Source organism: Thermomonas sp. (assembly GCF_041905325.1).
Classification (GTDB): Bacteria; Pseudomonadota; Gammaproteobacteria; order Xanthomonadales; family Xanthomonadaceae; genus Thermomonas.
Genome location: NZ_JAYRLK010000008.1, coordinates 1 through 24,459 on the forward strand (window position 1 = coordinate 1; position 24,459 = coordinate 24,459).

The following is a 24,459-nucleotide window of genomic DNA, read 5'->3' on the forward strand; positions in this document are numbered from 1 at the left end:
GTCGCCCTCACCCCGCCGCCGCTCCCCCCGCCACTGCCACGCCCCACCCGCGACCCCGCCACCCCGCGCCCCAGCCCGTTCGGCCCACTGGACATCGCGGCGGTGGTGCGCGCCGCCCCCACCCCGGCCGGCCAACGCTGGCTGCGAATGGCCGTGGGCGAGGACCGTTACGCCGTGGAGTTGCTGCGGGTGCAGGAAGTGGTGCGCATGGCCCCGGTCATCGCCGTGCGCGGCGCGGTGCCTTCGCTGCTGGGGGTGATGAACCTGCGCGGCCGAGTGGTGCCGGTGCACGACCTGGGCCTGTGGCTGCGGCGCGGGGCAGTGATCCCCGACGACCGCGCCCGCATCGTGGTGCTGGAAGACCACGACGAACTGACCGGGCTGCTGGTCACGTCCGTGACCGATGTCGTCACCCTCGACACCAACCACATCGAGCCGCTGACCCCGGGTCTGCGCGACCGCATCGGCATGGGCATCGCCCGCACCCCCGGGGCCCCTCCCACGGTGCTGCTGGACGCGCACGCGGTCTTCGAATAATCGCAAAGCGTGCACTGCGGCACAGATTCAATCCGCCCCTCAAGTCATCGCGGGCAGCGCCGTTAAACAGCTTGGGGTTGGACCCGATTCGAGAGACCACATGGCCTTGTCCCTGCAACCCGACTTGGGCATCGAACAAGTCGCCGACCTGCAATCGGCGCTGCAACCGCATCTTGACGACGAAGTGCTGGAACTGTCCGGTGCCGATGTGCGCCGGGTGCACACGGCCGGGCTGCAACTGCTGCATGCCTTCATCCGCGACCGCAACGCCCGCGGCTTCAAGACCACCATCACCCTTCCTTCTCCCACCCTCGTGGACGCTGCACGCCAGCTGGCGCTGGCGGTAAGCTTGGGCGTTGAAAACTCCCCCGGAGATGCTGCGTGAGTGCAAACCTTTTGATCGTCGATGATTCCACCTCCATGCGCCAGATGGTGGCGTTCGCCCTCACCGGCGGCGGCTATGCCGTCCAGGAGGCCGAGGATGGCATCGCCGCGCTGGAGATCGCCAAGACCCAGCGCTTCGATGCCGTCATCACCGACGTCAACATGCCGCGCATGGACGGCATCGAACTGATCCGGCAACTGCGGGCGCTGCCAACCTACAAGTTCACCCCGTTGCTGATGCTGACCACCGAGTCCGGCACCGACAAGAAAAGCGAAGGCAAGGCCGCCGGTGCCACCGGCTGGCTGGTCAAACCCTTCGACCCGGAGCAATTGCTCGCCACGGTCCGCAAAGTGCTGGGCTGATCCACGCAAGGACGGACAATGGACATCACCCGCTTCCACGCCACGTTCTTCGAAGAAAGCCGCGAGAACATCGCCGCCATGGAAGCCGGGTTGCTGGCCATGGAAAGTGGCGGCGGTGGTGCCGACACCATCCACGTGATCTTCCGCGCGGCGCATTCCATCAAGGGTGGCAGCGCCACGTTCGGCTTCACCGCCATCGCCGACTTCACCCACCTGCTGGAAACCCTGCTGGAAGAAGCCCGCAGCGGCCGGCGTCAACTCGACGGCGCGGCGATCTCCGCCCTGCTGGCCTCTGTCGACGCACTGCACATGCTGCTGGCGGCCGCCGAACACGGCAACGCCATCGACCAGGCCATGCTGCAAGCCACGCGTGCCGGCCTTGAACGCCTGCTCAATGGTGACGCCAGCGCGGCCACACCGGCCGCCACCGCAGCGGCACCGGCTGCAGCGGCGGCACCGGCATCGATCGGCTGGCAGATCGACTTCACCCCCGAACGCTCGCTGTTCCTGAGCGGCAACGATCCGCTGCGCATGCTGCGCGAGCTCGGCGAACTCGGCCAGCTCACGGTCAACTGCCGCGATGACGGCCTGCCCTCGTTCACCGAACTGGACCCGTTCGAAGCCTGGTTGGCCTGGGACCTGCAACTGGTGGGCGACATCAAGCGTTCGGCGGTGGAAGACACCTTTGCCTGGGTCGAAGACCAGTGCAAGCTCAACATCGAACCCCTGGTGTCCGCCACTGCGCCTGCCGCGCCTGCTGCCGCACCGGTCCCCGCGCCAGCGACACCCGCAGCGGCCGCCCCCGCTCCCGCAGCGGCCGCCCCCGTCGCCGCAGCCGCCAAGCCCGCCGCCGCAGAGGCTGTTCCCGCAGCCCGCCATGACGCAACGGAAACCACCATCCGCGTGGCCGTCGACAAGGTGGACGCGCTGATCAACCTGGTCGGCGAACTGGTCATCACCCAGGCCATGCTGGCGCAGCGCTCCGCCGAACTGGATCCGCAACTGCACGAATTGCTGCTGGCCGGCCTGGGCCAGTTGGACCGCAACACCCGCGATCTGCAGGAAGCAGTGATGTCGGTACGCATGCTGCCGGTGGATTTCGCCTTCAGCCGCTTCCCGCGGATGGTGCGCGACATCGCCTCGCGGCTGGGCAAGAAGGTCAACCTCAAGACCTCCGGCGAGGCCACCGAACTGGACAAGGGCGTGATCGAGAAGATCGTCGATCCGCTGGTGCACCTGGTGCGCAACGCCATCGACCACGGCCTGGAAACCACCGAACAGCGCATCGCCGCCGGCAAGCCGGAAACCGGTACAGTCAGTCTCTCCGCTGCCCACCAGGGTGGCCACATCATCATCGAAGTCGGCGACGACGGCCGTGGCCTGAATCGCGAGAGAATCCTCGCCAAGGCCGCCGAGCGCGGCATCCCGGTGCCGGAAAGCGCCACTGACAGCCAGATCTGGGACCTGGTGTTCGCCCCCGGCTTCTCCACCGCCGAAGCCCTCACCGACCTGTCCGGCCGCGGCGTGGGCATGGACGTGGTGCGCAAGAACATCACCGCCCTCGGTGGGCAGGTGGAAATCCGCAGCCGCGCCGGCGAAGGCACCACGGTGTCGATCCGCCTGCCGCTGACCATGGCCATCCTCGACGGCATGACCGTCTCGGTGGGCGGTGAGGTGTTCATCCTGCCGCTGAACATGGTGATCGAGTCACTGCAACCAGCGCAGGACCACATCAAGACCGTGGCCGGCGAGTCCCGCCTGCTGCGCGTGCGCGAGGACTACGTGCCGCTGCTCGACCTGGCCACCCAGTACGGCCTGCCCGCCACCCGCGCCGAAGCCCAACCCATCGCGGTGGTGGTGGAATCCCAGGGCCAGCGGCTGGCGCTGGAGGTGGACGAACTGCTGGGCCAGCAACAGGTGGTGGTGAAGAACCTCGAGCGCAATTACCGCCGCATCCCCGGCGTGGCCGGTGCCACCATCCTCGGCGACGGTCGGGTGGCACTGATCGTCGACGCCGGCAGCCTGCCGCACCACAACAGCCTGCCCAAGGCGGCCTGAGCCTCAAAAAACCACACGCCGCGCCGATAAGACAGCTGCCCCTTCCCTCTTCCGGATCGATCATGAGCACACCCGCCGCCACGAAGCCCCTTTCCGGTACGCCTGCGGCCAATGCGGCGGGCTCCGGCGAGTTCCTCACGTTCACTCTGGGGCAGGAGGAGTTCGGCGTCGACATTCTCAAGGTGCAGGAAATCCGTGGCTATGACACCGTCACCCGGCTGCCGGATGCCCCCGAGTACATCAAGGGCGTGATCAACCTGCGCGGCACCATCGTGCCGGTGATCGACATGCGGCTGAAATTCCACCTGGAAGCCAAATACGACGCCCTGACCGTGATGATCGTGCTGAACGTGGCCGACCGCGTGGTCGGCATGGTGGTGGACAGCGTGTCCGATGTGGCACACCTGAACGCCGACCAGATCCGTCCGATGCCGGAAGTGGGCACCAGCATCGACCGCCGCTTCCTCACCGGTATCGGCACCATGGAAGAACGCATGCTGATCCTGCTGGACATCGAAGGTCTGATGACCAGTACCGAGATGGGGTTGGTGGCGGACGAAGTCGCCGCCAAGGCCGCCTGAACGGCCGTTTCCGCACGCATTGTTGCTTGCAAGCACACGAAAACGCGCCGACTTGCGGCGCGTTTTCATTGCAGCGGCCCACCTGCGCAAGGCAGGTTTACGGCTTGAATTCCAGCTTCACCTTGCCGTGCGAGGATTCACCGGGCGCGAATTCCCACTGTTTGACCGCCTTCACCGCCGCCGCCACGAACACGCGGCCGGGCTGGGCATTCACCACCGAGGCGTCGGTGACCTTGCCATCCGGGCCGATGCTGTATTCCAGCTCGACGAAACCGGTGGTGCCGGAACGGGCGGCATCCGGCGGGTAGACCGGATTGACGCGCTTGATCGGGGCACCGGCCAACGCCGGCAGCGACAGGGTCATGGCGGCGGCAAGCACCGTCAGGGTCAACGAACGGGGGAAACGAAAGTGCATGGGGGGCTCCGGGGTTGGTCGGCGCGTGAATGCGCCTGACGCGCCCCTTGACGGCCACGGCCGGCCGGACTTGAGGCCGCCCGGGGGCGGATGCATGGAGTTGCGATGACCGTCACGGCGGCACCCGGCCGACTGCACGCTTTGCCACGGTCGGCCTGCATCGGCCACGGCGCGCGAACGTCGTGGCCCGACTGGCCGGCCGGCGCACGCGAAAACGCGCCGACCAGCGGCGCGTTTTCGTCGCAACCAGGGAATCTTCGGAGGCTGGGCTTACAGCTTGAACTCCAGTTTCACCTTGCCGTGCGCCTCACCGGGGGCGAACTCCCACTGCTTGACCGCCTTCACCGCCGCCGCCACGAACACGCGGCCCGGTTTGGCATCCACCACCGACACGTCGGTGACTTTGCCGTCCGCGCCCACGCTGTATTCCACCTCCACGTAACCGGTGGTGCCGGAACGGGCGGCATCCGGCGGGTAGACCGGGTCGACGCGCTTGATGGGGCCGCCGGCCAGCACCGGCTGCGACAACGCCATGGCCACGGCAAGCGCCACCAGGGTCAAGGCACGGGGGAAACGTGATTGCATGGGAGGCTCCGGATCCGTTCGGCGCGCAAATGCGCTCAACCTGCCCTTACGGCCATGCCGGGTGGAACTTGAGCCCGCCCGGCCCCATCCCCGGTGAATTGCGATGCCAGTCACGCTTGCATGCCATGGGCAGCACCTGCCGTTTCAAAACGGTTAAAGATTCCAGCCGGCAGGCCGATGCCGGCACAGACGGCCCCTGAACCTTGCCGCACACAGGACACACCCATGCCCAGCAGCACCTCGCTTGCCGATCGCTTGTTTGCCCCGGCCATCCATTTGATGGCCAAATTCCGCTTCAGCCAGAAAGCCATGCTGATCGGCGCCTCGTTCACCCTCACCTGCGGGGTGCTGGCGGGCTTGGTGCTGTCGCGATCGATGAGTGAATTGAGTGACGCCAAGACAGCACGCGCCGCCACAGTGGGGCTGCAGGCGCTTCATATTGCGCTTGGCGCGATGCAGGAACATCGCGAACTGCGGGCGCGCAAGCTGGCCAAGGATGCCACCGTCAGCGACCAGGCCATCAGCGATGCCGCTGCCGCCGCCGACAAGGGCCTGGCGGATTTTGATGCCTGGTTTGCATCCGAACATTTCAGCGACGAAGACCTGATTGCTGCCACCAAGGACACGCGAGCCGCCTGGAAAAAGGCTTTGGCAACAAATGGCGAGGGTGGGCCGGATGCCGATACTGCGGCACTTGCTGCCCTGCGTACGGAAATCAGCAGGCTGACTTTTACCGCAATCACGGCAATCGCCTCCGATAACACCATGCTGCGTGGCGGCGAGATCGGCGGGATCCTGCTGCCAGAGCTGTGGGCAGCCAGCGCCAAGCAGGCCATCGTGGGCATCCGCGTGCTGGGTGAAGGTGCCATCTGGGTCAATGACCGCACGGCATTGGCCGTACATAAAAACATGCAGAGCTATCTGGTAGGCCAGATTGCCGATGGCAAGAAATCCATTGAACAGGGTTTGCCGGAGGGCAAAACGCTGTTTGGGAAGCCGATGGCGGATGCGCTGGCTGCGATGGAGGCACAGAACAAGCTGATTCAGGCCAGGATTCTGGACGCAGACACACCGGACCTCCCGGTGGCCGAATTCGCCAAGCAGGACCAGGCCACCCGGCTGGCAATGAACAAGGCGATGAAGGCGGTCAACGCCTCCATCAACGCCGCCGGCGACCGCACCATTGCCGCGTTGCAGCGCAAGGCCTTCTTCACGGCCAGCGGCGTGATTCTGGCGTTGCTGGCCTCCGCCTACCTGTTCCTGGGCTTCACCCGCGGCACCCGCGATGCCCTGTCCACCATCGAAAGCGGCGCGCGCGCGCTGGCCGTCGGCCAGTTCAGCGACCGCATCCGGGTGGACACCCAGGACGAACTCGCCGACATCGGCCGTGGCATGGAGGCGGCGGCGGACGCCCTGCGCAAGTTCGCACGGGCGCAGGAAACCCTGTTCGAGCAGCACAACAACGGCGACATCGACGAACGCATCGACGATGAAGCCTTCCCCGGGGCCTTCGGGGTGATGGCCGACCAGGTCAACAAACTGGTGGCCTCGCACATCGGTGTGAAGATGAATGCCATCCGCATCGTCGCCCAATATGCACGCGGCGACCTGTCGGAAGACATCGAGCGCTACCCCGGCCAGAAGGCGCGCGTCACCGAAGCCGTGGATTCGGTGAAGAACGGCACGCTGGCGATCAATGGCGAAATCAAGAAGCTGGTGGATGCGGCGGTGGCCGGCGATTTCAGCCATCGCGGCGACGCCTCGCGCTTCGAATTCGTCTACCGCGAATTGCTGGATGGCCTCAACCAGTTGATGGCCACGGCCGACCAGGGCCTGGCCGAGGTGGGTGGCCTGCTCTCGGCGGTGGCCGACGGCGACCTCACCCGGCGGGTGGAAGTCACCCTGCCCGGCCAGTTCGGCCAGTTGGCCGCAGACGCCAACCGCACGGTGGATGGTTTGGCGCAGATCGTGGGCAACATCCGCCAGACCTCCGACGGCATCAGCGCCGCCGCCAGCGAAATCGCCACCGGCAACAGTGATCTGTCGATGCGCACCGAGCAGCAGGCGGCATCGCTGGAAGAAACCGCCTCGTCGATGGAAGAACTCACCTCCACCGTCAAGCAGAACGCCGACAACGCCCGTCAGGCCAACCAGCTGGCGCAAGGTGCGGCCAGCGTGGCCGAAAGCGGCGGCGACGTGGTGCAACAAGTGGTGCGCACGATGGGCGAGATCCAGCAGTCCTCGCGCCGCATTGCCGACATCATCGGCGTGATCGACGGCATCGCCTTCCAGACCAACATCCTGGCCTTGAACGCGGCGGTGGAAGCGGCTCGGGCCGGCGAACAGGGCCGCGGGTTCGCGGTGGTGGCCGCCGAAGTGCGCTCGCTGGCGCAGCGCAGCGCCGGTGCCGCCAAGGAAATCAAGCAGCTCATCACCGATTCGGTGGTCAAGGTGGAGGAAGGCAGCGCGCTGGTGGATACCGCCGGCCGCACCATGGGTGAAATCGTGGGCAGCGTGAAGCGCGTCACCGACATCATCGCCGACATCTCCGCCGCCTCGCAGGAACAAAGCAGCGGCATCGAGCAGGTCAACCAGGCCATCACCCAGATGGACGAAGGCACCCAGCAGAATGCCGCGCTGGTGGAAGAGGCATCGGCATCGGCGGAAAGCATGCGTCAGCAAGCCACGCAACTGGTGGAAGCGGTGTCGGCGTTCCGGGTGGGGGGCAGCAGTGGCCGGACCCACGCCCATGCCGCCACCCCGGCGATGCATGCCGTGCCGACGCCTGCCCACGCCGCAGTGCGCACCGCGCCACCGGTGTCGCGCCCGGCCGCCGCCGTGCGCAAGCCGGCACCGGCACCCGCCGCACCGGCCCCGCGCAAGCGCGGCAACGCCCCCGCAGGTGGCGGCGGCGATCAGCACTGGCAGGAGTTCTAAGCCCATGCGGTCGCATGCGTTCCCCACGGCGTCTGCGGCCGCCTTGCCCCATCCCCTTGCCAACCATGCGCGTCGATGACCTTCGAGCCCACGCCAGTCGCCCCGTTGACCGCATCCACCGCCGATGACATCGCGCCTGTCGCGGTGGTTGCCGATTCCCGGCTGGCCGATGTGGCGGCGTTGCTGGCCGCCGCTTTCGATGCGCCCATGGCGGCACTGCTGGGTTGTGCCGACGAACGTCATGCGGTGCTGGCCGAACACGGGCTGGGGATGCGGCTGGGGCCGCTCTCGCGGGATCACCTGTTCGTGCGCTGCTGGGGCCAATGCGCGCCGCAACTGGTGCTGCCGGACATCCCCGCCGGCCCGCGCAGCCCCGTGCGCTTCCTGGCCGGTACCGCCCTGCATGCCGGCAACGGCCAGCGCCTGGGCACGCTGGTGGTCTGCGACCGCCACCCCCGCCAGGTTCCCACGCCTACGCAACTGGACACGCTGGCGCGGTTGGGCCGGGTGGCTGCCAACCTGCTGGAACAACGCCAACTCGAACGCACCGCCAAGATCGTCACCCAGGCCGGCGCGCAGGCGCGCGAAGCGGTGTTGATTGCCGACCGCCACGGCCACGTGCAATGGCGCAACCCTGCTGCCGAGCGGCTGTTCGGTTCGGCGCTGGGCGGCGTGCCGATGCACACCCTGTTTCCGCTGCGTCTGCAGGCCGATGCCGGCGTGGTGCAGGAATGGCTGGCCGGTCGTGGCACCGGCAGCGTGCAACTGCGCATCGTCGCCCCGGATGGCAGCCTGCGCCTGCTGGAAGCCACCCGCACGGCCTGGCAACACGGCCCGGATCACGGCACCACCCTGATCCTGCACGACATCACCGAAGCCAGCCAGCAGCGCGCGCAGCTGGACCGCCTCGCGCATTACGACCCACTGACCGGCCTGCCCAATCGCAATGCCCTGCTGGCAGCCCTGGAGGCGCACCCGGACTGGGGCATGGCGCTGATCGGCATCGACCGTTTCAAGTGGATCAACGAAAGTCTGGGGCATGCGCTGGGCGATCGCGTCCTGCAGGCGTTTGCCGATCGCTTGCAGATCCGCGCCGAGGCCGACCTGTGCGTGGCGCGTGTCGGCGGCGACGTCTTCGCCATTGCCTGCCCGGATGCGCGCCTGGCGGCATCCAGCCCGGACGACTCCGGGAAACTGCTGCCCAGCTGGTTGCGACACCTGGAACAGCCCTTGCGCATCCGGGGCCACGAAATCCACGCCGAAATCAGTGCCGGCATCGCCTTGCGCGGCGACGTGCCCGGCGGCGACCTGCTGGCCTGCGCCGACCTGGCGCTGTTCCGCGCCAAATCCACCGGTGGCCGCCAGCTCTGTCGTTACCAGCCGTCGATGCGCACCCAGGCGCTGGCACGCCGCGACCTGGATCTCGACTTGCGCCGCGCCTTCGCGCAAAGCGAGTTCGAAATGTATTACCAGCCACAGGTGGACCTTGCCAATGGCCGCATCTGCGGGGCCGAGGCACTGCTGCGGTGGCACCACCCGCTGCGTGGCGTGGTGCCGGCCGGCGAATTCATCGACGTGCTCACCCACAGCCCACTGGGTGCCGAGGTGGGCGCGTGGGTGCTGCAGCGCGCCTGCATGGACGCCGCGCAGTGGCCGGATATCGCCACTTCGGTCAGCATCAACCTGTTCCCGGCGCAGTTGCGCGACGAGCTGGTGGACCACGTGGGCGATGCACTGGCCACCTCCGGGTTGGCGCCGGAACGGCTGGAGCTGGAGATCACCGAAACCACCGCGCTCACCCACGACAGCGCCGGTGCCGGGGCGTTGGCCAGGTTGCGCGAAAAAGGCGTGAACCTGGCGTTCGACGATTTCGGTACCGGCTACGCCTCGTTGTCGATGCTGCAACGCTTCAAGATCGACCGGGTGAAGATCGACCGCAGCTTCGTCAGTGGCATGCTGGGCAACGAAGAAGATGCCGCCATCGTGCGCTGGATCGTGATGCTGGCGCGGGCCCTGGGCCTGCGGGTGGTGGCCGAGGGCGTGGAACAGGTCACCCAGGCCGAGATGCTGCGCAACCTGGGTTGCGACGAAGCGCAGGGATACCTGTATGCCCGCGCGCTGGATCCGGGTACGCTGCTGGCGCGGCTGTACGCACAACAGACTGGGGTGGGCCATGCTTGACCGCCGTGGCGACGCCGCCGCCGACCGTGATGCCTCGGGCATCAGCTTCGATTTCAACGACCGCGATTTCCGCCGCGTCTGCAAGATGATCTACACCCGTGCCGGCATCCACCTGGCCGAGCACAAACGCGACATGGTCTACAGCCGCCTGTCCCGGCGTCTGCGTGCGCGCGGGCTGGAACGCTTCTGCGACTACCTGGACCTGGTCGAGGCCGACCCGGACAGCGAAGAGCAGGCCTTCATCAACGCGCTGACCACCAATCTCACCTCGTTCTTCCGCGAAGCCCATCATTTCGATGCGCTGCGCGAGCAACTGCGCGCCGCGCCGCGTGGCGACGTGGTGGACATCTGGTGCTGCGCCGCCTCCACCGGCGAAGAGCCGTGGTCGCTGGCCATCACCGCCTGCGAGGCATTCGGCACCGACACCCCGCCGGTGCGCATCCTCGCCACCGACATCGACACCAACGCGCTGGCCACCGCCGCCAACGGGGAATACGGGATCGACCGCATCACCGACCTGTCCAACGAACGCAAGCGCCATTTCTTCCTGCGCGGCACCGGCCCGTTCGAAGGCGTGGCGCGGGTCAAGCCGTTCCTGCGGCAACTGGTGGAATTCCGCCAATTGAACCTGCTGGGTGCCGACTACGGCATGCGCCAGCGCTTCCTCGCGGTGTTCTGCCGCAACGTGATGATCTATTTCGACAAGCCCACCCAATACGAAGTGCTGCGTCGCATCACCCCACTGCTGGCACCCGGCGGGCGCTTCTACGCCGGCCATTCGGAGAGTTTCGCGCACGCACTCGACATCGTGCAGCCCTGCGGGCGCACCATCTACAAGGCGACCCAGGAGGCGCGATGAACGCCCTCGCCGGAGCGACCACCGCGCGCCCACCGCCGGCAGGAAGCTATTACGACCCGGCGCTGGACACCGACGTCATCAAGCTGTTGCCCGCCGACTGGAAAGTCTCCTCCGATGAGGTGGCATTGGCCACCGTGCTGGGTTCCTGCGTGGCGGCCTGCATCTACGATCCACTGGTCAAGCTGGGCGGCATGAACCACTTCATGCTGCCCGACGCCGCCCCCGGCGACGGCAGTGCCCGCTATGGCGCGCATGCAATGGAATTGCTGATCAACGGCCTGCTCAAGCACGGTGCCGTGCGCGCGCGGCTGCAGGCGAAGGTGTTCGGCGGCGGCAACGTGCTGCCGGGCATGACCCTGGATCCGATTGGCACCCGCAACGCCAATTTCGTCCTCGCCTACATGGACAACGAACGCATCCCCATCCTTGCCGAGGATCTGGGCGGCAACCAGCCACGCAAGGTGGTTTTTTTCGTTCGTACCGGGCGAACGCTCGTCAAACGCCTGCCCGCCGCCGGCGAAATCGCGAAAGTGGAACGCGATTACCGCAGCCGGCTGTCGCAGGTTCCCGTGGCTGGTTCCGTGGAGTTGTTCTGATGGCCAACCAAGTCCCCCTGCGCCCCGGCAAGGTGCGCGTCCTGATCATCGACGACTCGGCGCTGGTGCGCCAGGTCCTGACCGAAATCCTCACCGAGGACCCCGGCATCGAAGTGGTGGGCACCGCCGCCGATCCATTGATCGCCCGTGACAAGATCAAGCAACTCGAACCCGACGTGCTCACGCTGGATGTCGAAATGCCGCGCATGGACGGCCTGACCTTCCTGCAGAACCTGATGCGCCTGCGGCCGATGCCGGTGGTGATGGTGTCCTCGCTCACCGAATCCGGCGCGCAGGTGACGCTGGACGCACTGGCACTGGGGGCGGTGGATTTCGTCACCAAGCCGAAGCTGGACATCCAGCGCGGCCTGACCGACTACGGCAGCGACCTGCGCGAGAAAATCCGTCACGCCGCCCGCGCCCACGTGGCCCGCCTGCAACCTTCGGCGATGCCGGCGCAGGCCAGTGAAATCAAATACCGCACCACCGATCGCCTGATCGCCATCGGTGCCTCCACCGGCGGCACCGAGGCCATCCGCGCGATCCTGGAAACCATGCCGGCCGATGCCCCGGCCATCGTCATCACCCAGCACATCCCGGCCGCCTTCAGCAAACCTTTCGCGGAGCGCCTGAACCGGCACAGCAAGATGACCGTGGTGCATGCCGAGGACGACATGCCGTTGCTGGCCGGCCATGCCTACGTCGCCCCCGGCGGCCTGCACCTGCGCGTGCAGCGCAGTGGCGCACGCTGGCGCTGCCGGCTGGGTGACGACGAGCCGGTGCGCCGGCACCGCCCCAGCGTGGATGCGCTGTTCGAATCCGTGGCCCAGGCCGCCGGTGCCAATGCCAGCGCCGCCCTGCTGACCGGCATGGGCGATGACGGCGCGCGCGGCCTTCTGGCGCTGCGCAAGGTGGGGGCCGCCACCATCGTGCAGGACGAGGCCAGCAGCGTGGTCTGGGGCATGCCGGGGGCCGCCTACACGTTGGGGGCCGCGCAACAGGTACTGCCCTTGAACGAGATCGGCCACGCCCTGTTGGCCAGCACCGCATGAGAAATGTCGGATTTCCGCCTAAAGACCGCCCCCCGCGTGGCCGTTACCTACAACTGAGTCCCCGACGAGATTGACGATGGAACCTCGCGCCCTGCTCCGTATCGCCGTGCCGATGGTGCTGATGTTGCTGCTGCTGCTTGCCGAAGTGTTGGGCTGGCCAATGGCCGCGCGCCTGGCTCTGCTGGTCACGGCAACGCTGGCGTGGGGCGTGGTGATCTGGCGCTCGCTGCCCAGCAAGGCCGAGACCAAGATCCTGCGCGACCACGCCCATCTGCTGGATGAGTTGCGCGGCTTCGTCAGCAACGAAATCAGCGGCTCGCATGCCGAACTCGAACGCACCCGCACCCTGATCCGCGACTCCGTCGCCAAGCTGGGTGGCAGTTTCGAGGCGGTGAACCGCAAGTCGCGCGAGCAAAGCGGCGTGGTGGCGCGGCTGGTGGAGCGCACCGGGGACGACAGCGGCTCGATCGACATTTCCCGCTTCGCCCAGCAAGCCTCGCAGCAGATGGAGCAATTGGTGGAAGCGCTGGAGGAAGCCAGCGGCCAGAGCGGGGTGACGGTCAGCCACATCGACGCGATGGCCGGGCATCTGGACGGCATCTTCGCACTGCTGGAAGACGTCAAGTCGATCGCCGACCAGACCAACCTGCTGGCGCTGAACGCCGCCATTGAAGCGGCACGTGCCGGCGAGGCGGGCCGCGGTTTCGCGGTGGTGGCCGACGAGGTGCGCAACCTGTCCGAACGCAGCACCGCCTTCAACGAACAGATCCGCAAGCTGGCCCACAGCTCCAAGGAATCCATCGCCAAAGTGCGCGAAACCGTTTCGCAGATGGCCTCCCGCGATCTGGACCGTGCCCGCGTCGCCCGCGCCGAGTCCGCCTCGATGCTGGACCGCGTGGACGGCATCCATCGCAGCCTGGGCAACGGCATCCGTGACATCGCCGACTGCGGCCGCGCCATCGACGCCTCGGTGGCCGACGCCGTGCGTTCGCTGCAATTCGAAGACATCGCCACGCAGGCGTTGAGCGCCGCCGACCTGCACCTGACCCGCCTGGCGCAGATCAACAACGAAGCCATCACCCTGCATGACCTGCTGCAAGGCAGCCACGGTTTCCAGGACGAGGAAATGCAGAAAGCGCTGGCCAAGATCGGCAACCGCATCGGCCAGATGCGTGGCGAATGGGAACGCCCGCCGCACAAGCCGGTCTTGCAGGAAAACATGAACGCCGGCAGCGTCGAGCTGTTCTAGCGTCAAGCCGCTCCAGGTTCCCCCGCCCTCCCCCTGGGCGCCCCTGAAACCCCGGCCACCGGCCGGGGTTTCTCTTTGGGATGGCCTGCGTGCCCCGGCGTTGGCGGCAATGACGCGCCCCCCAGGCCGCGCCATCCAAGCGGGCTCACAGCGGCGGCCGCAACCCCGCCGCCACCCGCGTGCCCAGCCACACCAGCAGCAAGCCAGCCGCCAGCGTGGTGCCCAGGTAGGCCAACGCCACCGCGCTGCGCGGGCCGCGCGCCAGCAACAGGCATTCCAGCATCAGCGAGGAATAGGTGGTCAGCCCACCCAGCACGCCCACGATCAGGAACGCGCGCCAGTACAGCGCCTGCGGGCCGCGGCCTTCCAGCCACACGGCCAGGAAACCGATCGCGAACGATCCCAGCAGGTTGGCCGCCAGCGTGCCCCACGGGATGCCTTCACCCAGCCGCCGCAGCAGCGCACCGCCCAGCCAGAAGCGCCCGGCCGCGCCCAGCGCGCCGCCGCACATCACCAACAGCAGTTGTTGCCACCACAGGCTCATTCGGCCTGCCCCTTGCCTGTCTGCGCGCGCGCCTGCGCCCGTGCCATGCGCAGGGCGTCGAGTTTTTCCTTCAGCTTGATTTCCATGCCGCGCGCCACCGGCTGGTAATACACGCGCTCGCCCATGGCATCGGGAAAACCGGTCTGGGCCAGCGCCACGCCGCCATCGGCATCGTGGTCGTACTGGTAGCCCTTGCCGTAATCCAGCGTTTTCATCAGTTTTGTCGGTGCATTGCGCAGGTGCAGCGGCACAGGCTGGGTGCCATGCTGCCGCACATCGCCGCGGGCGGCGTTCCATGCCTGATAGGCGGCATTGGATTTGGCGGTACTGGCAAGGTAGATCACCAATTGGGCCAGTGCCAGTTCGCCCTCGGGCGCGCCCAGACGGTCGAAGGCTTCCCAGGCGTTAATGGCCATTTGCAGTGCGCGCGGATCGGCCAGGCCGATGTCTTCCACCGCCATGCGCGTCATCCGTCGCGCCAGATAGGCCGGGTCGCACCCACCATCGAGCATCCGCGCCAGCCAATAGAGCGCCGCATCGGGGTTGGAACTGCGTACCGATTTGTGCAGCGCCGAGATCTGGTCGTAGAACTGTTCGCCGCCCTTGTCGAAGCGGCGGGTGCGGTCGGCCAGCACCTGCTGCAGGGTGGCTGCGGACACCACGCCGCCCTCGCCGGCGGCGATGTCGGCGGCGATTTCCAGCAAGGTCAACGCGCGCCGCACGTCGCCGTCGGCGGCAGCGGCGATCATCTCCAGCGCGGCGTCGTCCACATGCAACGGTTGTCCCGCAAGGCCCTGCGCGTCCTGCAATGCGCGCCGCAAGGCCTGCGCGATGTCGACACTCGACACCGCTTCCAACACATGCACGCGGCACCGCGACAGCAATGCGGAATTCAATTCGAACGAGGGGTTTTCGGTGGTGGCCCCCACGAAGACGATCGTGCCGCGTTCGATATGCGGCAGGAATGCGTCCTGCTGCACCTTGTTGAAGCGGTGCACCTCGTCCACGAACAGCAAGGTGCGCTGGCCGGCCTCGAAGCGGGCCTGCGCCTGCGCCAGCACCTCGCGCACCTGCGGCAGGCCGCAAAGCACCGCCGAGATCGCCACGAACTCCGCCTGTGCGTGCTGTGCCAGCAGCAGCGCCAGCGTGGTTTTCCCGCAACCGGGCGGCCCCCACAGCACCATCGAGTGGATGCGTCCGGCCTCGATGGCGCGGCGCAAGGCCGACCCTTCCGCCAGCAAGCGTTGTTGCCCCACCATCTGCGCCAGCGTTTGCGGACGCATGCGCTCGGCCAGCGGGCGCAGGGCATCACCGGCACGGCCGTGCAAGGCAAGGGAACCTGTCGGTGTGGGGGACGGTGGCATCCGCCAATTCTAGCCGCAGCGGTCGCACACCCTGCGACGGCAGGCTCAGTTGCCGATCACGTCCACGCCCTTGGCCGGGACGTAGGTGAACGTACCCTGGGCGAACGCCGGGTTGCGCTTCCAGCCGGTGAATGCAATCACGGTGCGCTGGCCCAGCGCATCCACGTATTCCAACTGCACCAACTGCCCCTGCCTGAACCCCAGTCGTGCGGTCTTGAATGCCGCTTCCGTGGAACGCGGTGCGATGTCCAGCCACTCGGTACCCGCTTGCGCGGTGGCGTCCTTGACCACGAAATCGCGATCCAGCTTGGCCGGCTCCAGCAACAACGCCAGCGGGCTGTTGGCTTCTTCCGCGCCCTGCGCACGCCGGCTTACCTGCTTGAGGTCCGGCTCGTACACCCAGACCTGCTTGCCATCGGCCACGATCAATTGCGGGTAAGGCTTGACGTATTCCCAACGGAACAGGCGTGGTACCGCCACCGCCACCCGGCCGCTGCTGCTTTCCTTCTGCTTGCCGCGGCTGTCGAACACCTGCTGGGTGAATTGCCCGTCCAACCCCTTCAGGTCGCGGGTGAACACGGCCAGCGCATCGCGTGCGCCGGCATGGGCGGCATGGGCGGTCAGCAGCAACAGGGTGGCCAGGGCCGTGGTGGCGAGTTTCATGCGGGGTTCTCCTGCGGTGTCGCAGGCAAGTGTGTCGGGCATTGGCTGAATGAGAGGTGCAGCGGCCCGGCGCGTCTCAGCCGCGCGGCGGCGGCGGTGCCAGCACGCTGCGGTCGCCGTTGTGCTCGGGCGTGCTGACGATGCCGACCGCTTCCATCGCCTCGATCAGGCGCGCGGCGCGGTTGTAGCCGATCTTCAAGCGCCGCTGCACGCCGGAGATCGACGCACGACGGGTTTCGGTGACGATCTGTACCGCCTGGTCGTACAGCGGATCGGCCTCGGGGTCGTCGCTGCCGGCCGCTTCGGGGAGGCCGTTCGCGCCCACGCTGCTGCCGTCGTACAGGGTCTGCGACTCTTCCAGCACGCCGTCGATGTAGTCGGGGCCGCCGACCTGCTTCAGGTGCTCGACCACGCGGTGCACTTCCTCGTCGGACACGAACGCGCCGTGCACGCGCTCCGGCATCGCCGTGCCCGGCGGCAGGTAGAGCATGTCGCCGTGACCCAGCAGGGTTTCCGCGCCGCTCTGGTCGAGGATGGTGCGGGAGTCGATCTTGCTGGACACCTGGAAGGCGATGCGGGTGGGGATGTTGGCCTTGATCAGGCCGGTGATCACGTCCACCGACGGGCGCTGGGTGGCCAGGATCAGGTGCACGCCGGCGGCGCGCGCCTTCTGCGCCAGCCGCGCGATGAGTTCTTCGACCTTCTTGCCGACGATCATCATCATGTCGGCGAATTCGTCGATGAACACGACGATGAACGGCAGCGGCTCCAGCGTCGGCGGCGCCTCGTCCATGCCCGGGGTGGGCTTGAACAGCGGGTCCAGCAGCGGCTGGCCGGCGTCGGCGGCGTCCTTCACCTTCTTGTTGAAGCCGGCCAGGTTGCGCACGCCCACCGCGCTCATCAGCTTGTAGCGGCGCTCCATCTCCGCCACGCACCAGCGCAGGCCGTTGGCGGCCTCCTTCATGTCGGTGACCACCGGCGCCAGCAGGTGCGGGATGCCCTGGTAGACCGACAGCTCCAGCATCTTCGGGTCGATCATCAGCATCCGCACGTCCTTGGCGGAGGCCTTGTAGAGCAGCGACAGCACCATGGCGTTGACCGCCACCGACTTGCCCGAACCCGTGGTGCCGGCTACCAGCAGGTGCGGCATGCGCGCCAGGTCCGCGACGATGGGCTTGCCGGCGATGTCCTTGCCCAGCGCCAGCGTCAGCGGGCTGCCGGCCTTGTCGTATTCCTTCGACCGCAGCAACTCGCTGAGGTAGATCATCTCGCGGTGGGTGTTCGGCGTTTCCAGGCCGATCACCGACTTGCCCGGGATCACGTCCACCACGCGCACCGACTTCACCGACAGGCCGCGGGCGATGTCCTTGTCCAGCGAGGAAATCTGGCTGACCTTCACGCCCGGCGCCGGCTGCACCTCGAAGCGGGTGATCACCGGGCCCGGATAGGCACCGACGACTTCGGCGTCGATGCGGAAGTCCTTGAGCTTGAACTCGATCTGCCGCGACAGCGTTTCCAGCGTCTGCGCGTCGTAGCCCTTGGGCTGCGGCTTGGGGTCGTCCAGCAGGGCCAGCGGCGGGATGCCGGTGCCGTCGTCGGCGTGGAACAGCGGGATCTGCTGCTCGCGCTTGGCGCGCTCGCTTTTTTCCACCGCAGGCGCGGCCGGCGGCTCGATCTTGACCTTCTCGCGGCGCAGGCGGATCTCGCTGTCGGCCTTGCGCGCCACTTCACGTTCCTCGCGCAGCGCACGCGCCTCGTTCCATTCACTGGCCTGCTTCACGCCCTGCCGCGCACCGCGGTTGAGCAGCCCCGGCAACGCCAGTGCCCAGCCTCCGATGCGGTCCATCACCGCCAGCCACGACAGCCCGGTGGCCAGCGTGACCGAAATCAGGAACAGGCTGAGCAGGAACAGGTTGGAGCCCAGCGGGCCGAAACCGCGCAGCAGGGAGCGCCCGGCCAGGGTGCCGAGGATGCCGCCGGGGCCGGCGGAAAAATCGTTCGCGGCCAACCCGCGCAGGTACAGCAGGCCGCAGGTCGCCACCAGGAAGCCGACAATGCCCACCAGCCGCAACGCCGGCCCGAGATCGGCCTGGCCATCGCCATCCACATCCATGCCGAACAATGCAATCCACGCAATCGCCCCCAGCACCAGCGGCAACAGGAACGCCACGTAACCGGTGAGGAACAGCAGGAAACTGGCGATCCACGCCCCGGCGATGCCGCCCAGGTTGTGCACCGGCGTCAACAGGCTGGCGCCGTGGTCCCAGCCCGGATCGGCCGGGGAATAGGTGAACAGGCATGCCATCAGGTACAGCAGCAGCGGTGCAATCACGATGAGGGCAAGATCGCGCCACAACCGCTGCCGCCGCGGATTGCCCGCGCCGGTTGCCGTTGTTCTGGATGCCGCTTTCCGGCCAGCCTTGCCAGCCTCGGATGCCGCTTTCGCCACCTGCGATCAGACCTCAGGAATTTCCCACAGGTCTTTGATAATACGTCAAACATGCCCGTTTCGTTGCACCTTGGGTGCACGCCAGCGGCCAACAGTGTTGCAGGCGCAGGCGCTTGCAAGCCGGCGTTGCCGCCGCCAAGCTGTGAAGCTCTTGCGCGCTCACGGACATCCAGCCTCGCCATGACCCAATCCCGCCACATCCGTCTGCTCATCCTCGGTTCCGGCCCCGCCGGCTGGACCGCCGCCGTCTACGCCGCCCGCGCCAACCTCAAGCCGGTGGTCATCACCGGGATGCAGATGGGCGGCCAGCTGATGACCACCACCGAGGTGGACAACTGGCCGGGCGACGCCCACGGCCTGATGGGCCCGGACCTGATGGCGCGCCTGCAGGCGCACGCCGAGCGCTTCGACACCGAGGTGGTGTTCGACCACATCCACACCGCCGATCTTTCCCGACGGCCGTTCCGGCTGGTGGGCGATTCCGGCGAGTACACCTGCGACGCCCTCATCATCGCCACCGGTGCCACCGCCAGGTACCTGGGCATTCCGTCCGAAGAAGCGTTCAAGGGCCGCGGCGTGTCCGCCTGCGCCACCTGCGACGGGTTCTTCTACAAGGACCAGGACGTGGCGGTGATCGGCGGTGGCAACACCGCAGTCGAGGAGGCGCTGTACCTGTCCAACATCGCCCGCAAGGTCTACCTGGTGCACCGCCGCGACACCCTGCGCGCCGAGAAGATCATGCAGGACAAGCTGTTCGCCAAGGTCGCCGCTGGCAAGATCGAAACCGTCTGGCACCACACCGTGGACGAAGTGCTGGGCAACGACGGCGGCGTGACCGGCATGCGCCTGAAGTCGGTGCAGGACGGCAGCACCCGCGACATCGACGTGCAGGGCTTCTTCGTCGCCATCGGCCACAGCCCCAACACCGAGCTGTTCAAGGGCCAGTTGGAGATGAAGAACGGCTACCTGAAGATCCAGACCGGCCTCGACGGCAACGCCACCCAGACCAGCATCCCCGGCGTGTTCGCGGCCGGCGACGTGGCCGACCAGGTGTACCGCCAGGCCATCACCTCGGCCGGCTTCGGCTGCATGGCGGCGCTGGACGCGGAGAAATTCCTCGACGAAGGGCATTGAGGGGGCATCCCCCCCGGTCGCCTTTCCGGGGGTGGCTGCGGCGTGAGGATTCTGTACCCGGCCGGCCGCCACGGCCGGCTTGACCCCGTCCTGGCGACAGCCGGGGACGCCGGCCCCGCCCCTGGATCAACCGAAAACCCGCGCGCCGCCCATCACACATCCAACGCCATTCCCGGTCGCGCCAGCACCGCCTGCACGCCGTGGCGTTCGTGGATTTCGCCGGCCAGCGCTTCGCGCGCCAGGTCTTCGCCATGCACCAGCGCCAGCGGCGGCGGCGGATCGAAGCCGGCATACCATTCCAGCAGCGCCTGCTGGTCCGCGTGCGCGGACAGGCCGCCCACGGTGTGGCGATGGGCGTTGACGCGCACGTCGTGGCCGTGGATGCGTACCCAGCGCGCGCCGTCGACCAACCGCCGGCCGAGGGTGCCTTCGGCCTGGTAGCCGACGAACACCATCCGGGTCTGCCGCTTGGGCAGGCACTGGCGCATGTGGTGGAGGATGCGGCCGCCGCTGGCCATGCCGTTGCCGGCTATCACTATTGCCCCGCCGTGGATGCGGTTGATCGCCATCGACTCTTCGGCGGTTTCGGTGACGCGCAGGTTGGGCAGCCGGAACGGGTTGGGCGTGCCGCGCCAGACTTCCCGCGCCTCGGCGTCGAACAGGGCGTGGTGGTGGTCGTACACCTGCACCACCTTCGAGGCCATCGGGCTGTCCAGGAAGATCCGCCAACGCGACATGTCCCAGTCGTTCCAGTGGCGGGCGAACCAGTACAGCAGCTCCTGGGTGCGCCCCACGGCGAACGCCGGGATCAGCACGTTGCCGCTCTCGCGCCAGGCCGCATCGAGGATCTCGCCCAATTCGCGCACGGTGGCATCGCGCTCGCGGTGGTTGCGGTTGCCGTAGGTGGACTCCATCAGCAGCAGGTCGGCGGTGCGCACCACCGCCGGGTCACGCAGGATCGGGGCGTTGCGCATGCCGAGATCGCCGGAAAACACCAGTTTGCGGCCGTCGGCCCACAGCTCGAGGATCGACGAACCAAGGATGTGGCCGGCATCGCGGAACACCAGCTCCACGCCTTCGAACAAGGTCACGCGGTGGTCGTAGGGATGCGGGCGCACTTGCTGCAGCACGTTGCGCACGTCGCCACGGGTATACAGGGGGTGCGCCTTGGGCTGGCCAGGCTTGCGCTTGCGGTTGCTGCGGTCCGCATCGTTTTCCTGCAACGAGGCCGCGTCCAGCAGCATGATCGGCAGGAGGTCGGCGGTGGCGGCCTGGGCATGGATGGGCCCGTCGAAGCCGGCCAGCATCAGCCGCGGCACCCGCCCCACATGGTCGATGTGGGCGTGGCTGAGCACCAGCGCATCGATCCCGGCGGCATCGAACGGGAACGGCGCGAAATTGCGCGCCTCCGCCTCGGGGCTGCCCTGCACCATCCCGCAATCGATCAGGATGCGCTTGCCTGCCGCTTCCACCAGATGCATCGAACCGGTGACTTCACCTGCCGCGCCATGAAACTCCACTCGCATGCGTACTCTCCCTGAGATCCGGGGCCAGCGTACCGCAGCCCCACGACTTCCGGCAGATGGCGAACCCGGTCACGGTTCGGCATGCTGGCGCGGTTCAACTCCGGATTTCCCCATGCGCCTGTCATCCCTTGCCTGCACGCTCGCGCTGGGCCTTGCCTCCAGCATCGCCCATGCGGCCCAGCCTGCCCCCGCAACGCCAGCACCCGCCGCCCAGGTCCCCGGCAGCGAGGCCATCGTCAGCAAGACCCTGGCCAACGGCCTGACGCTCATCGTCTGGCCCGACCACGACATCCCGAATGCCAACTACTACACCTTCTACAAGGTCGGCAGCCGCAACGAGCGCCCCGGCATCACCGGGCTGGCGCATTTCTTCGAACACATGATGTTCAACGGCACCACGCGCCGGAAGCCGGGCGAGTTCGACCGCACCATGGAAGCCGCCGGCGGCAGCAACAATGCCAGCACCAGCAATGACCTGACCATCTACACCGACTGGTTCCCGTCCAGCGCGCTGGAGACCATCTTCGATCTCGAAGGCGACCGCATGGCGCACCTCGCCTTCGACCCGAAGGTGGTGGAAAGCGAGCGCGAGGTGGTCTACAGCGAGCGGCGTTCCAGCGTGGACAACGACAACATGGGCACGCTGATGGAGCAGATGCAGGCCACCGCGTGGCTGGCCCATCCCTACCATATCCCCACCATCGGCTGGCCCAGCGACATCGAGCGCTGGAAGAGCGATGACCTCAAGGCGTTCTTCAAGACCTATTACGCCCCCAACAACGCGGTGCTGGTGATTGCCGGCGACGTCGAGCCCGCGCAGGTGTTGCAACTGGCCGACCAATACCTGGCCCCCTTGCCGCAACAGGCTGCCCCCCCGGCCGTCACCACCGTCGAACCGGAACAGCTGGGCGAGCGCCGGGTGGTGGTGGAACGCGCGGACGCGCAGTCGCCGATCCTCGCCTACGCCTTCCACAGCGGCATCGGTGCCGGCAGCCCGCAGTATCCGGCGCTGGAACTGCTGACCAGCATCCTGGCCGAAGGCGACTCCTCGCGCCTGCACCAGCGGCTGGTGGAACGCGAACAGCTGGCGGTGGCCGCCGGCGCGTTCGCCGAAGCCGGCTTCGACCCCGGCCTGCTGTGGGTGTACGCGATGCTGCCCCCGGGTGGCGATCTGGCCAAGGTGGAAACCGTGCTGGACGACGAACTGGCGCGCATCGCCCGCGATGGCGTGAGCGCCGCCGAACTGACCAAGGCCCGCAACCTGCAACTGGCCGGGTTCTGGCAGCAGATGGCCACGATCAACGGCAAGGCGCAATTGCTGGGCGAATACGCGGTGTTCCATGGCGACTACCGCAAGGCGTTCGCGGCCCCGGCCGCATTCGAGGCGGTCACCGCCGCCGACGTGCAGGCCCTTGCCAAATCCATCCTGCGCAAGCAGAACCGCACCACCGGGCTGGTCCAGCCGGTGGCCGCCACCGCCCACGAGGAGGCCACCCGATGAGCCGGTTGCATACCCTGTTCGCGGCCCTGGCCGCTTTCCTGCTGGCCATGGTGCTGGCGCCGCCGGCCGCGGCACAGGCGGTGAAACTGCCTGATTTCCAGACCCTGCGGCTGGACAACGGCGCCACCGTGATCCTGATTCCGCGCCACGACGTCCCGCTGGTGGCCGCCACGGTGCTGGTGCGTGGCGGTGCGCTGGCCGACCCGGCCGGCAAGGAAGGCACGTCCGACCTGCTGGCCGACTTGCTGGCGAAGGGCGCCGGCAGCCGCGATGCGCTGGCATTTGCGCAAGCCGTGGATGGTGCCGGCGGCAGCCTGAATTTCTCCAGCGCGGCGGAAGCACTGGTGGGCAGCGCGCAATTCCTGTCGCGGGATACCGGCCTGATGCTGTCGTTGCTGGCCGACGCGCTGCTGCGCCCGGCGATGGATGCCGGCGAATTCGACAAGTTGCGCAAGCACGCCATTGCCGGCATTGCCACCGCCAAGGATTCCGACCCCCGCCGCCTGATCGAGCTGTATTCCGATGCCTGGCTGTTCCGCAACCACCCGTACGGGCGTCCCACCGGCGGCGACGAAACCAGCCTGGCGCGCATCACCCTGGCGGACTTGCAGGCATTCCGCCAGCAGCAGCTGGGGGGCGACCGCCTGGTCATCGCCATTGCCGGCGATTTCGACCCGGCCAGCGTGGCCGTGCAAGTACGCGAGGCATTCGGCGGCTGGGCCAAGGCCGGCGGCGCGCTGCCGCAGGTCACCGCGCTGGCCCGCGAACACGGCCGCCGCGTGTTGCTGGTGGACAAGCCCGGGGCCACCCAGACCTATTTCACCTTCGCCAACATCGGCCCCACCCGTGACGACCCGGCCCGCGCCGCGCAGGACCTGGTGCAGACCGCGTTCGGCGGGCGCTTCACCTCCATGCTCAACAGCGAATTGCGGGTGAAATCGGGCCTTACCTACGGTGCCAATTCGGCCATCGGCCGCATGCGCCTGCCGGGGGACGTGGCCATCACCAGCTATACCAAGACCGAAACCACCCAGGCGGCCATGGACCTGGCCATCGCCACCCTCGACCGCCTGCACAAGGACGGGCTGGACGCGGATACGCTGGCCTCGGCGAAGCACTACATCGCCGGGCAATTCGCGCCGAAGCTGGAAACCGCGCCGCAACTGGCCAATGCCATCGCCTGGTTGCAGGTGTACGGTGAAGGCCGCAACCACATCGACGGCTACCTGGACGAAGTGACCGCCGCTACCCCGGCGCAGGTGGCCGCGGCGCGCACGGTGTTTCCCGGCAGCCAGGACCTGGCCATCGTGGTGATCGGCGATGCCGCCAGGATCCGCACCCTGATGAAACGCTACGGCCCGGTCACCGAAATGGCATTGTCCGCCCCGCGGTTCACGCCCTGACCCCCCTCGCCCCCCCATGACAACCGGCACCTGCCGCAACGCCGCTGCCGCGTTACCCTTCCCGCTTCCGCATTGCCA

21 protein-coding genes are annotated in these 24,459 nt (G+C 67.6%); 14 read left to right on the forward strand and 7 right to left on the reverse strand.

What is annotated here, in order from left to right:
- The 5 genes from ACE3OK_RS09695 to ACE3OK_RS09715 all read left to right on the forward strand — a co-directional run.
- The coding region (locus tag ACE3OK_RS09695; protein ID WP_374249336.1) for a chemotaxis protein CheW at window positions 1-537 on the forward strand (537 nt) is incomplete at its 5' end.
- Window positions 538-637: 100 nt separating this feature from the next.
- The gene (locus ACE3OK_RS09700; protein ID WP_374249337.1) at window positions 638-922 is read left to right on the forward strand and encodes an STAS domain-containing protein; all 285 of its coding nucleotides are present in this window, start codon (window positions 638-640) and stop codon (window positions 920-922) included.
- On the forward strand, window positions 919-1,284 hold the full coding sequence (locus ACE3OK_RS09705) for a response regulator (RefSeq protein ID WP_374249338.1): 366 nt from the start codon (window positions 919-921) through the stop codon (window positions 1,282-1,284). The genes ACE3OK_RS09700 and ACE3OK_RS09705 overlap by 4 nt, the downstream gene beginning before the upstream one ends.
- 18 nt (window positions 1,285-1,302) lie before the next feature.
- Window positions 1,303-3,342, forward strand: coding sequence for a chemotaxis protein CheA (locus ACE3OK_RS09710; RefSeq protein ID WP_374249339.1), 2,040 nt, complete (start codon window positions 1,303-1,305; stop codon window positions 3,340-3,342).
- A 62-nt stretch (window positions 3,343-3,404) separates the two neighbouring features.
- On the forward strand, window positions 3,405-3,923 hold the full coding sequence (locus ACE3OK_RS09715; protein WP_374249340.1) for a chemotaxis protein CheW: 519 nt from the start codon (window positions 3,405-3,407) through the stop codon (window positions 3,921-3,923).
- A 97-nt stretch (window positions 3,924-4,020) separates the two neighbouring features.
- On the opposite strand, the gene ACE3OK_RS09720 is transcribed toward ACE3OK_RS09715, so the two are convergent.
- Together ACE3OK_RS09720 and ACE3OK_RS09725 are read right to left on the reverse strand one after the other, a co-directional pair.
- Window positions 4,021-4,338 carry a TonB family protein gene (locus ACE3OK_RS09720; RefSeq protein ID WP_374249341.1) on the reverse strand — a complete coding sequence of 106 codons (318 nt, stop codon included), beginning with the start codon at window positions 4,336-4,338 and terminating at the stop codon, window positions 4,021-4,023.
- Window positions 4,339-4,608: 270 nt separating this feature from the next.
- Window positions 4,609-4,923: a TonB family protein gene (locus ACE3OK_RS09725; RefSeq protein ID WP_374249342.1), complete on the reverse strand. Its 315-nt coding sequence runs from the start codon at window positions 4,921-4,923 to the stop codon at window positions 4,609-4,611.
- A gap of 225 nt (window positions 4,924-5,148) precedes the next feature.
- On the opposite strand from ACE3OK_RS09725, the gene ACE3OK_RS09730 reads away from it, so the two are divergent.
- From ACE3OK_RS09730 to ACE3OK_RS09755, 6 genes are all read left to right on the forward strand, one after another.
- Window positions 5,149-7,860: a methyl-accepting chemotaxis protein gene (locus ACE3OK_RS09730; RefSeq protein WP_374249343.1), complete on the forward strand. Its 2,712-nt coding sequence runs from the start codon at window positions 5,149-5,151 to the stop codon at window positions 7,858-7,860.
- Between the two features lie 75 nt (window positions 7,861-7,935).
- Window positions 7,936-10,041 (forward strand): putative bifunctional diguanylate cyclase/phosphodiesterase, encoded by a 2,106-nt coding sequence (locus ACE3OK_RS09735; protein ID WP_374249344.1) that lies wholly within the window; start codon window positions 7,936-7,938, stop codon window positions 10,039-10,041.
- Window positions 10,034-10,900, forward strand: coding sequence for a CheR family methyltransferase (locus ACE3OK_RS09740; RefSeq protein WP_374249345.1), 867 nt, complete (start codon window positions 10,034-10,036; stop codon window positions 10,898-10,900). Before ACE3OK_RS09735 ends, ACE3OK_RS09740 begins: the two co-directional genes overlap by 8 nt.
- Complete coding sequence (cheD, locus tag ACE3OK_RS09745; RefSeq protein ID WP_374249346.1) at window positions 10,897-11,496, forward strand: chemoreceptor glutamine deamidase CheD; 600 nt, start codon at window positions 10,897-10,899, stop codon at window positions 11,494-11,496. Before ACE3OK_RS09740 ends, cheD begins: the two co-directional genes overlap by 4 nt.
- Window positions 11,496-12,548: a chemotaxis response regulator protein-glutamate methylesterase gene (locus ACE3OK_RS09750; RefSeq protein WP_374249347.1), complete on the forward strand. Its 1,053-nt coding sequence runs from the start codon at window positions 11,496-11,498 to the stop codon at window positions 12,546-12,548. Before cheD ends, ACE3OK_RS09750 begins: the two co-directional genes overlap by 1 nt.
- Before the next feature lie 76 nt (window positions 12,549-12,624).
- Window positions 12,625-13,797, forward strand: coding sequence for a methyl-accepting chemotaxis protein (locus ACE3OK_RS09755; RefSeq protein ID WP_374249348.1), 1,173 nt, complete (start codon window positions 12,625-12,627; stop codon window positions 13,795-13,797).
- Between the two features lie 145 nt (window positions 13,798-13,942).
- Here the strand turns inward: ACE3OK_RS09755 and crcB are convergent, their stop codons facing one another.
- From crcB to ACE3OK_RS09775, 4 genes are all read right to left on the reverse strand, one after another.
- Window positions 13,943-14,341: a fluoride efflux transporter CrcB gene (crcB, locus tag ACE3OK_RS09760; protein WP_374249349.1), complete on the reverse strand. Its 399-nt coding sequence runs from the start codon at window positions 14,339-14,341 to the stop codon at window positions 13,943-13,945.
- On the reverse strand, window positions 14,338-15,705 hold the full coding sequence (locus ACE3OK_RS09765) for a replication-associated recombination protein A (RefSeq protein WP_374249350.1): 1,368 nt from the start codon (window positions 15,703-15,705) through the stop codon (window positions 14,338-14,340). The genes crcB and ACE3OK_RS09765 overlap by 4 nt, the downstream gene beginning before the upstream one ends.
- 45 nt (window positions 15,706-15,750) lie before the next feature.
- Entirely contained in the window at window positions 15,751-16,368 is a 618-nt protein-coding gene (gene lolA, locus ACE3OK_RS09770; protein ID WP_374249351.1) for an outer membrane lipoprotein chaperone LolA, read from the reverse strand.
- A gap of 76 nt (window positions 16,369-16,444) precedes the next feature.
- Entirely contained in the window at window positions 16,445-18,817 is a 2,373-nt protein-coding gene (locus ACE3OK_RS09775; RefSeq protein ID WP_374249352.1) for a DNA translocase FtsK, read from the reverse strand.
- A gap of 180 nt (window positions 18,818-18,997) precedes the next feature.
- Here ACE3OK_RS09775 and trxB point away from each other — a divergent pair, with 180 nt between their 5' ends.
- On the forward strand, window positions 18,998-19,951 hold the full coding sequence (trxB, locus tag ACE3OK_RS09780) for a thioredoxin-disulfide reductase (RefSeq protein ID WP_374249353.1): 954 nt from the start codon (window positions 18,998-19,000) through the stop codon (window positions 19,949-19,951).
- A gap of 152 nt (window positions 19,952-20,103) precedes the next feature.
- Here the strand turns inward: trxB and ACE3OK_RS09785 are convergent, their stop codons facing one another.
- A complete protein-coding gene (locus ACE3OK_RS09785) occupies window positions 20,104-21,477 on the reverse strand; it encodes an MBL fold metallo-hydrolase RNA specificity domain-containing protein (protein WP_374249354.1) in 1,374 nt (457 codons plus the stop codon).
- 112 nt (window positions 21,478-21,589) lie between these two features.
- On the opposite strand from ACE3OK_RS09785, the gene ACE3OK_RS09790 reads away from it, so the two are divergent.
- Together ACE3OK_RS09790 and ACE3OK_RS09795 are read left to right on the forward strand one after the other, a co-directional pair.
- The gene (locus tag ACE3OK_RS09790) at window positions 21,590-22,978 is read left to right on the forward strand and encodes a M16 family metallopeptidase (protein WP_374249355.1); all 1,389 of its coding nucleotides are present in this window, start codon (window positions 21,590-21,592) and stop codon (window positions 22,976-22,978) included.
- Complete coding sequence (locus tag ACE3OK_RS09795; protein ID WP_374249356.1) at window positions 22,975-24,381, forward strand: M16 family metallopeptidase; 1,407 nt, start codon at window positions 22,975-22,977, stop codon at window positions 24,379-24,381. The genes ACE3OK_RS09790 and ACE3OK_RS09795 overlap by 4 nt, the downstream gene beginning before the upstream one ends.
- Window positions 24,382-24,459 lie beyond the last annotated feature (78 nt).

Coding starts and splice junctions, on each gene's coding strand:
- ACE3OK_RS09700 (WP_374249337.1), top strand. CDS start 638: ATGGCCTTGTCCCTGCAACCCGACTTGGGCATCGAACAAGTCGCCGAC.
- ACE3OK_RS09710 (WP_374249339.1), top strand. CDS start 1,303: ATGGACATCACCCGCTTCCACGCCACGTTCTTCGAAGAAAGCCGCGAG.
- ACE3OK_RS09715 (WP_374249340.1), top strand. CDS start 3,405: ATGAGCACACCCGCCGCCACGAAGCCCCTTTCCGGTACGCCTGCGGCC.
- ACE3OK_RS09720 (WP_374249341.1), bottom strand. CDS start 4,338: ATGCACTTTCGTTTCCCCCGTTCGTTGACCCTGACGGTGCTTGCCGCC.
- ACE3OK_RS09725 (WP_374249342.1), bottom strand. CDS start 4,923: ATGCAATCACGTTTCCCCCGTGCCTTGACCCTGGTGGCGCTTGCCGTG.
- ACE3OK_RS09730 (WP_374249343.1), top strand. CDS start 5,149: ATGCCCAGCAGCACCTCGCTTGCCGATCGCTTGTTTGCCCCGGCCATC.
- ACE3OK_RS09735 (WP_374249344.1), top strand. CDS start 7,936: ATGACCTTCGAGCCCACGCCAGTCGCCCCGTTGACCGCATCCACCGCC.
- ACE3OK_RS09740 (WP_374249345.1), top strand. CDS start 10,034: ATGCTTGACCGCCGTGGCGACGCCGCCGCCGACCGTGATGCCTCGGGC.
- cheD (WP_374249346.1), top strand. CDS start 10,897: ATGAACGCCCTCGCCGGAGCGACCACCGCGCGCCCACCGCCGGCAGGA.
- ACE3OK_RS09750 (WP_374249347.1), top strand. CDS start 11,496: ATGGCCAACCAAGTCCCCCTGCGCCCCGGCAAGGTGCGCGTCCTGATC.
- ACE3OK_RS09755 (WP_374249348.1), top strand. CDS start 12,625: ATGGAACCTCGCGCCCTGCTCCGTATCGCCGTGCCGATGGTGCTGATG.
- crcB (WP_374249349.1), bottom strand. CDS start 14,341: ATGAGCCTGTGGTGGCAACAACTGCTGTTGGTGATGTGCGGCGGCGCG.
- ACE3OK_RS09765 (WP_374249350.1), bottom strand. CDS start 15,705: ATGCCACCGTCCCCCACACCGACAGGTTCCCTTGCCTTGCACGGCCGT.
- lolA (WP_374249351.1), bottom strand. CDS start 16,368: ATGAAACTCGCCACCACGGCCCTGGCCACCCTGTTGCTGCTGACCGCC.
- trxB (WP_374249353.1), top strand. CDS start 18,998: ATGACCCAATCCCGCCACATCCGTCTGCTCATCCTCGGTTCCGGCCCC.
- ACE3OK_RS09785 (WP_374249354.1), bottom strand. CDS start 21,477: ATGCGAGTGGAGTTTCATGGCGCGGCAGGTGAAGTCACCGGTTCGATG.
- ACE3OK_RS09790 (WP_374249355.1), top strand. CDS start 21,590: ATGCGCCTGTCATCCCTTGCCTGCACGCTCGCGCTGGGCCTTGCCTCC.
- ACE3OK_RS09795 (WP_374249356.1), top strand. CDS start 22,975: ATGAGCCGGTTGCATACCCTGTTCGCGGCCCTGGCCGCTTTCCTGCTG.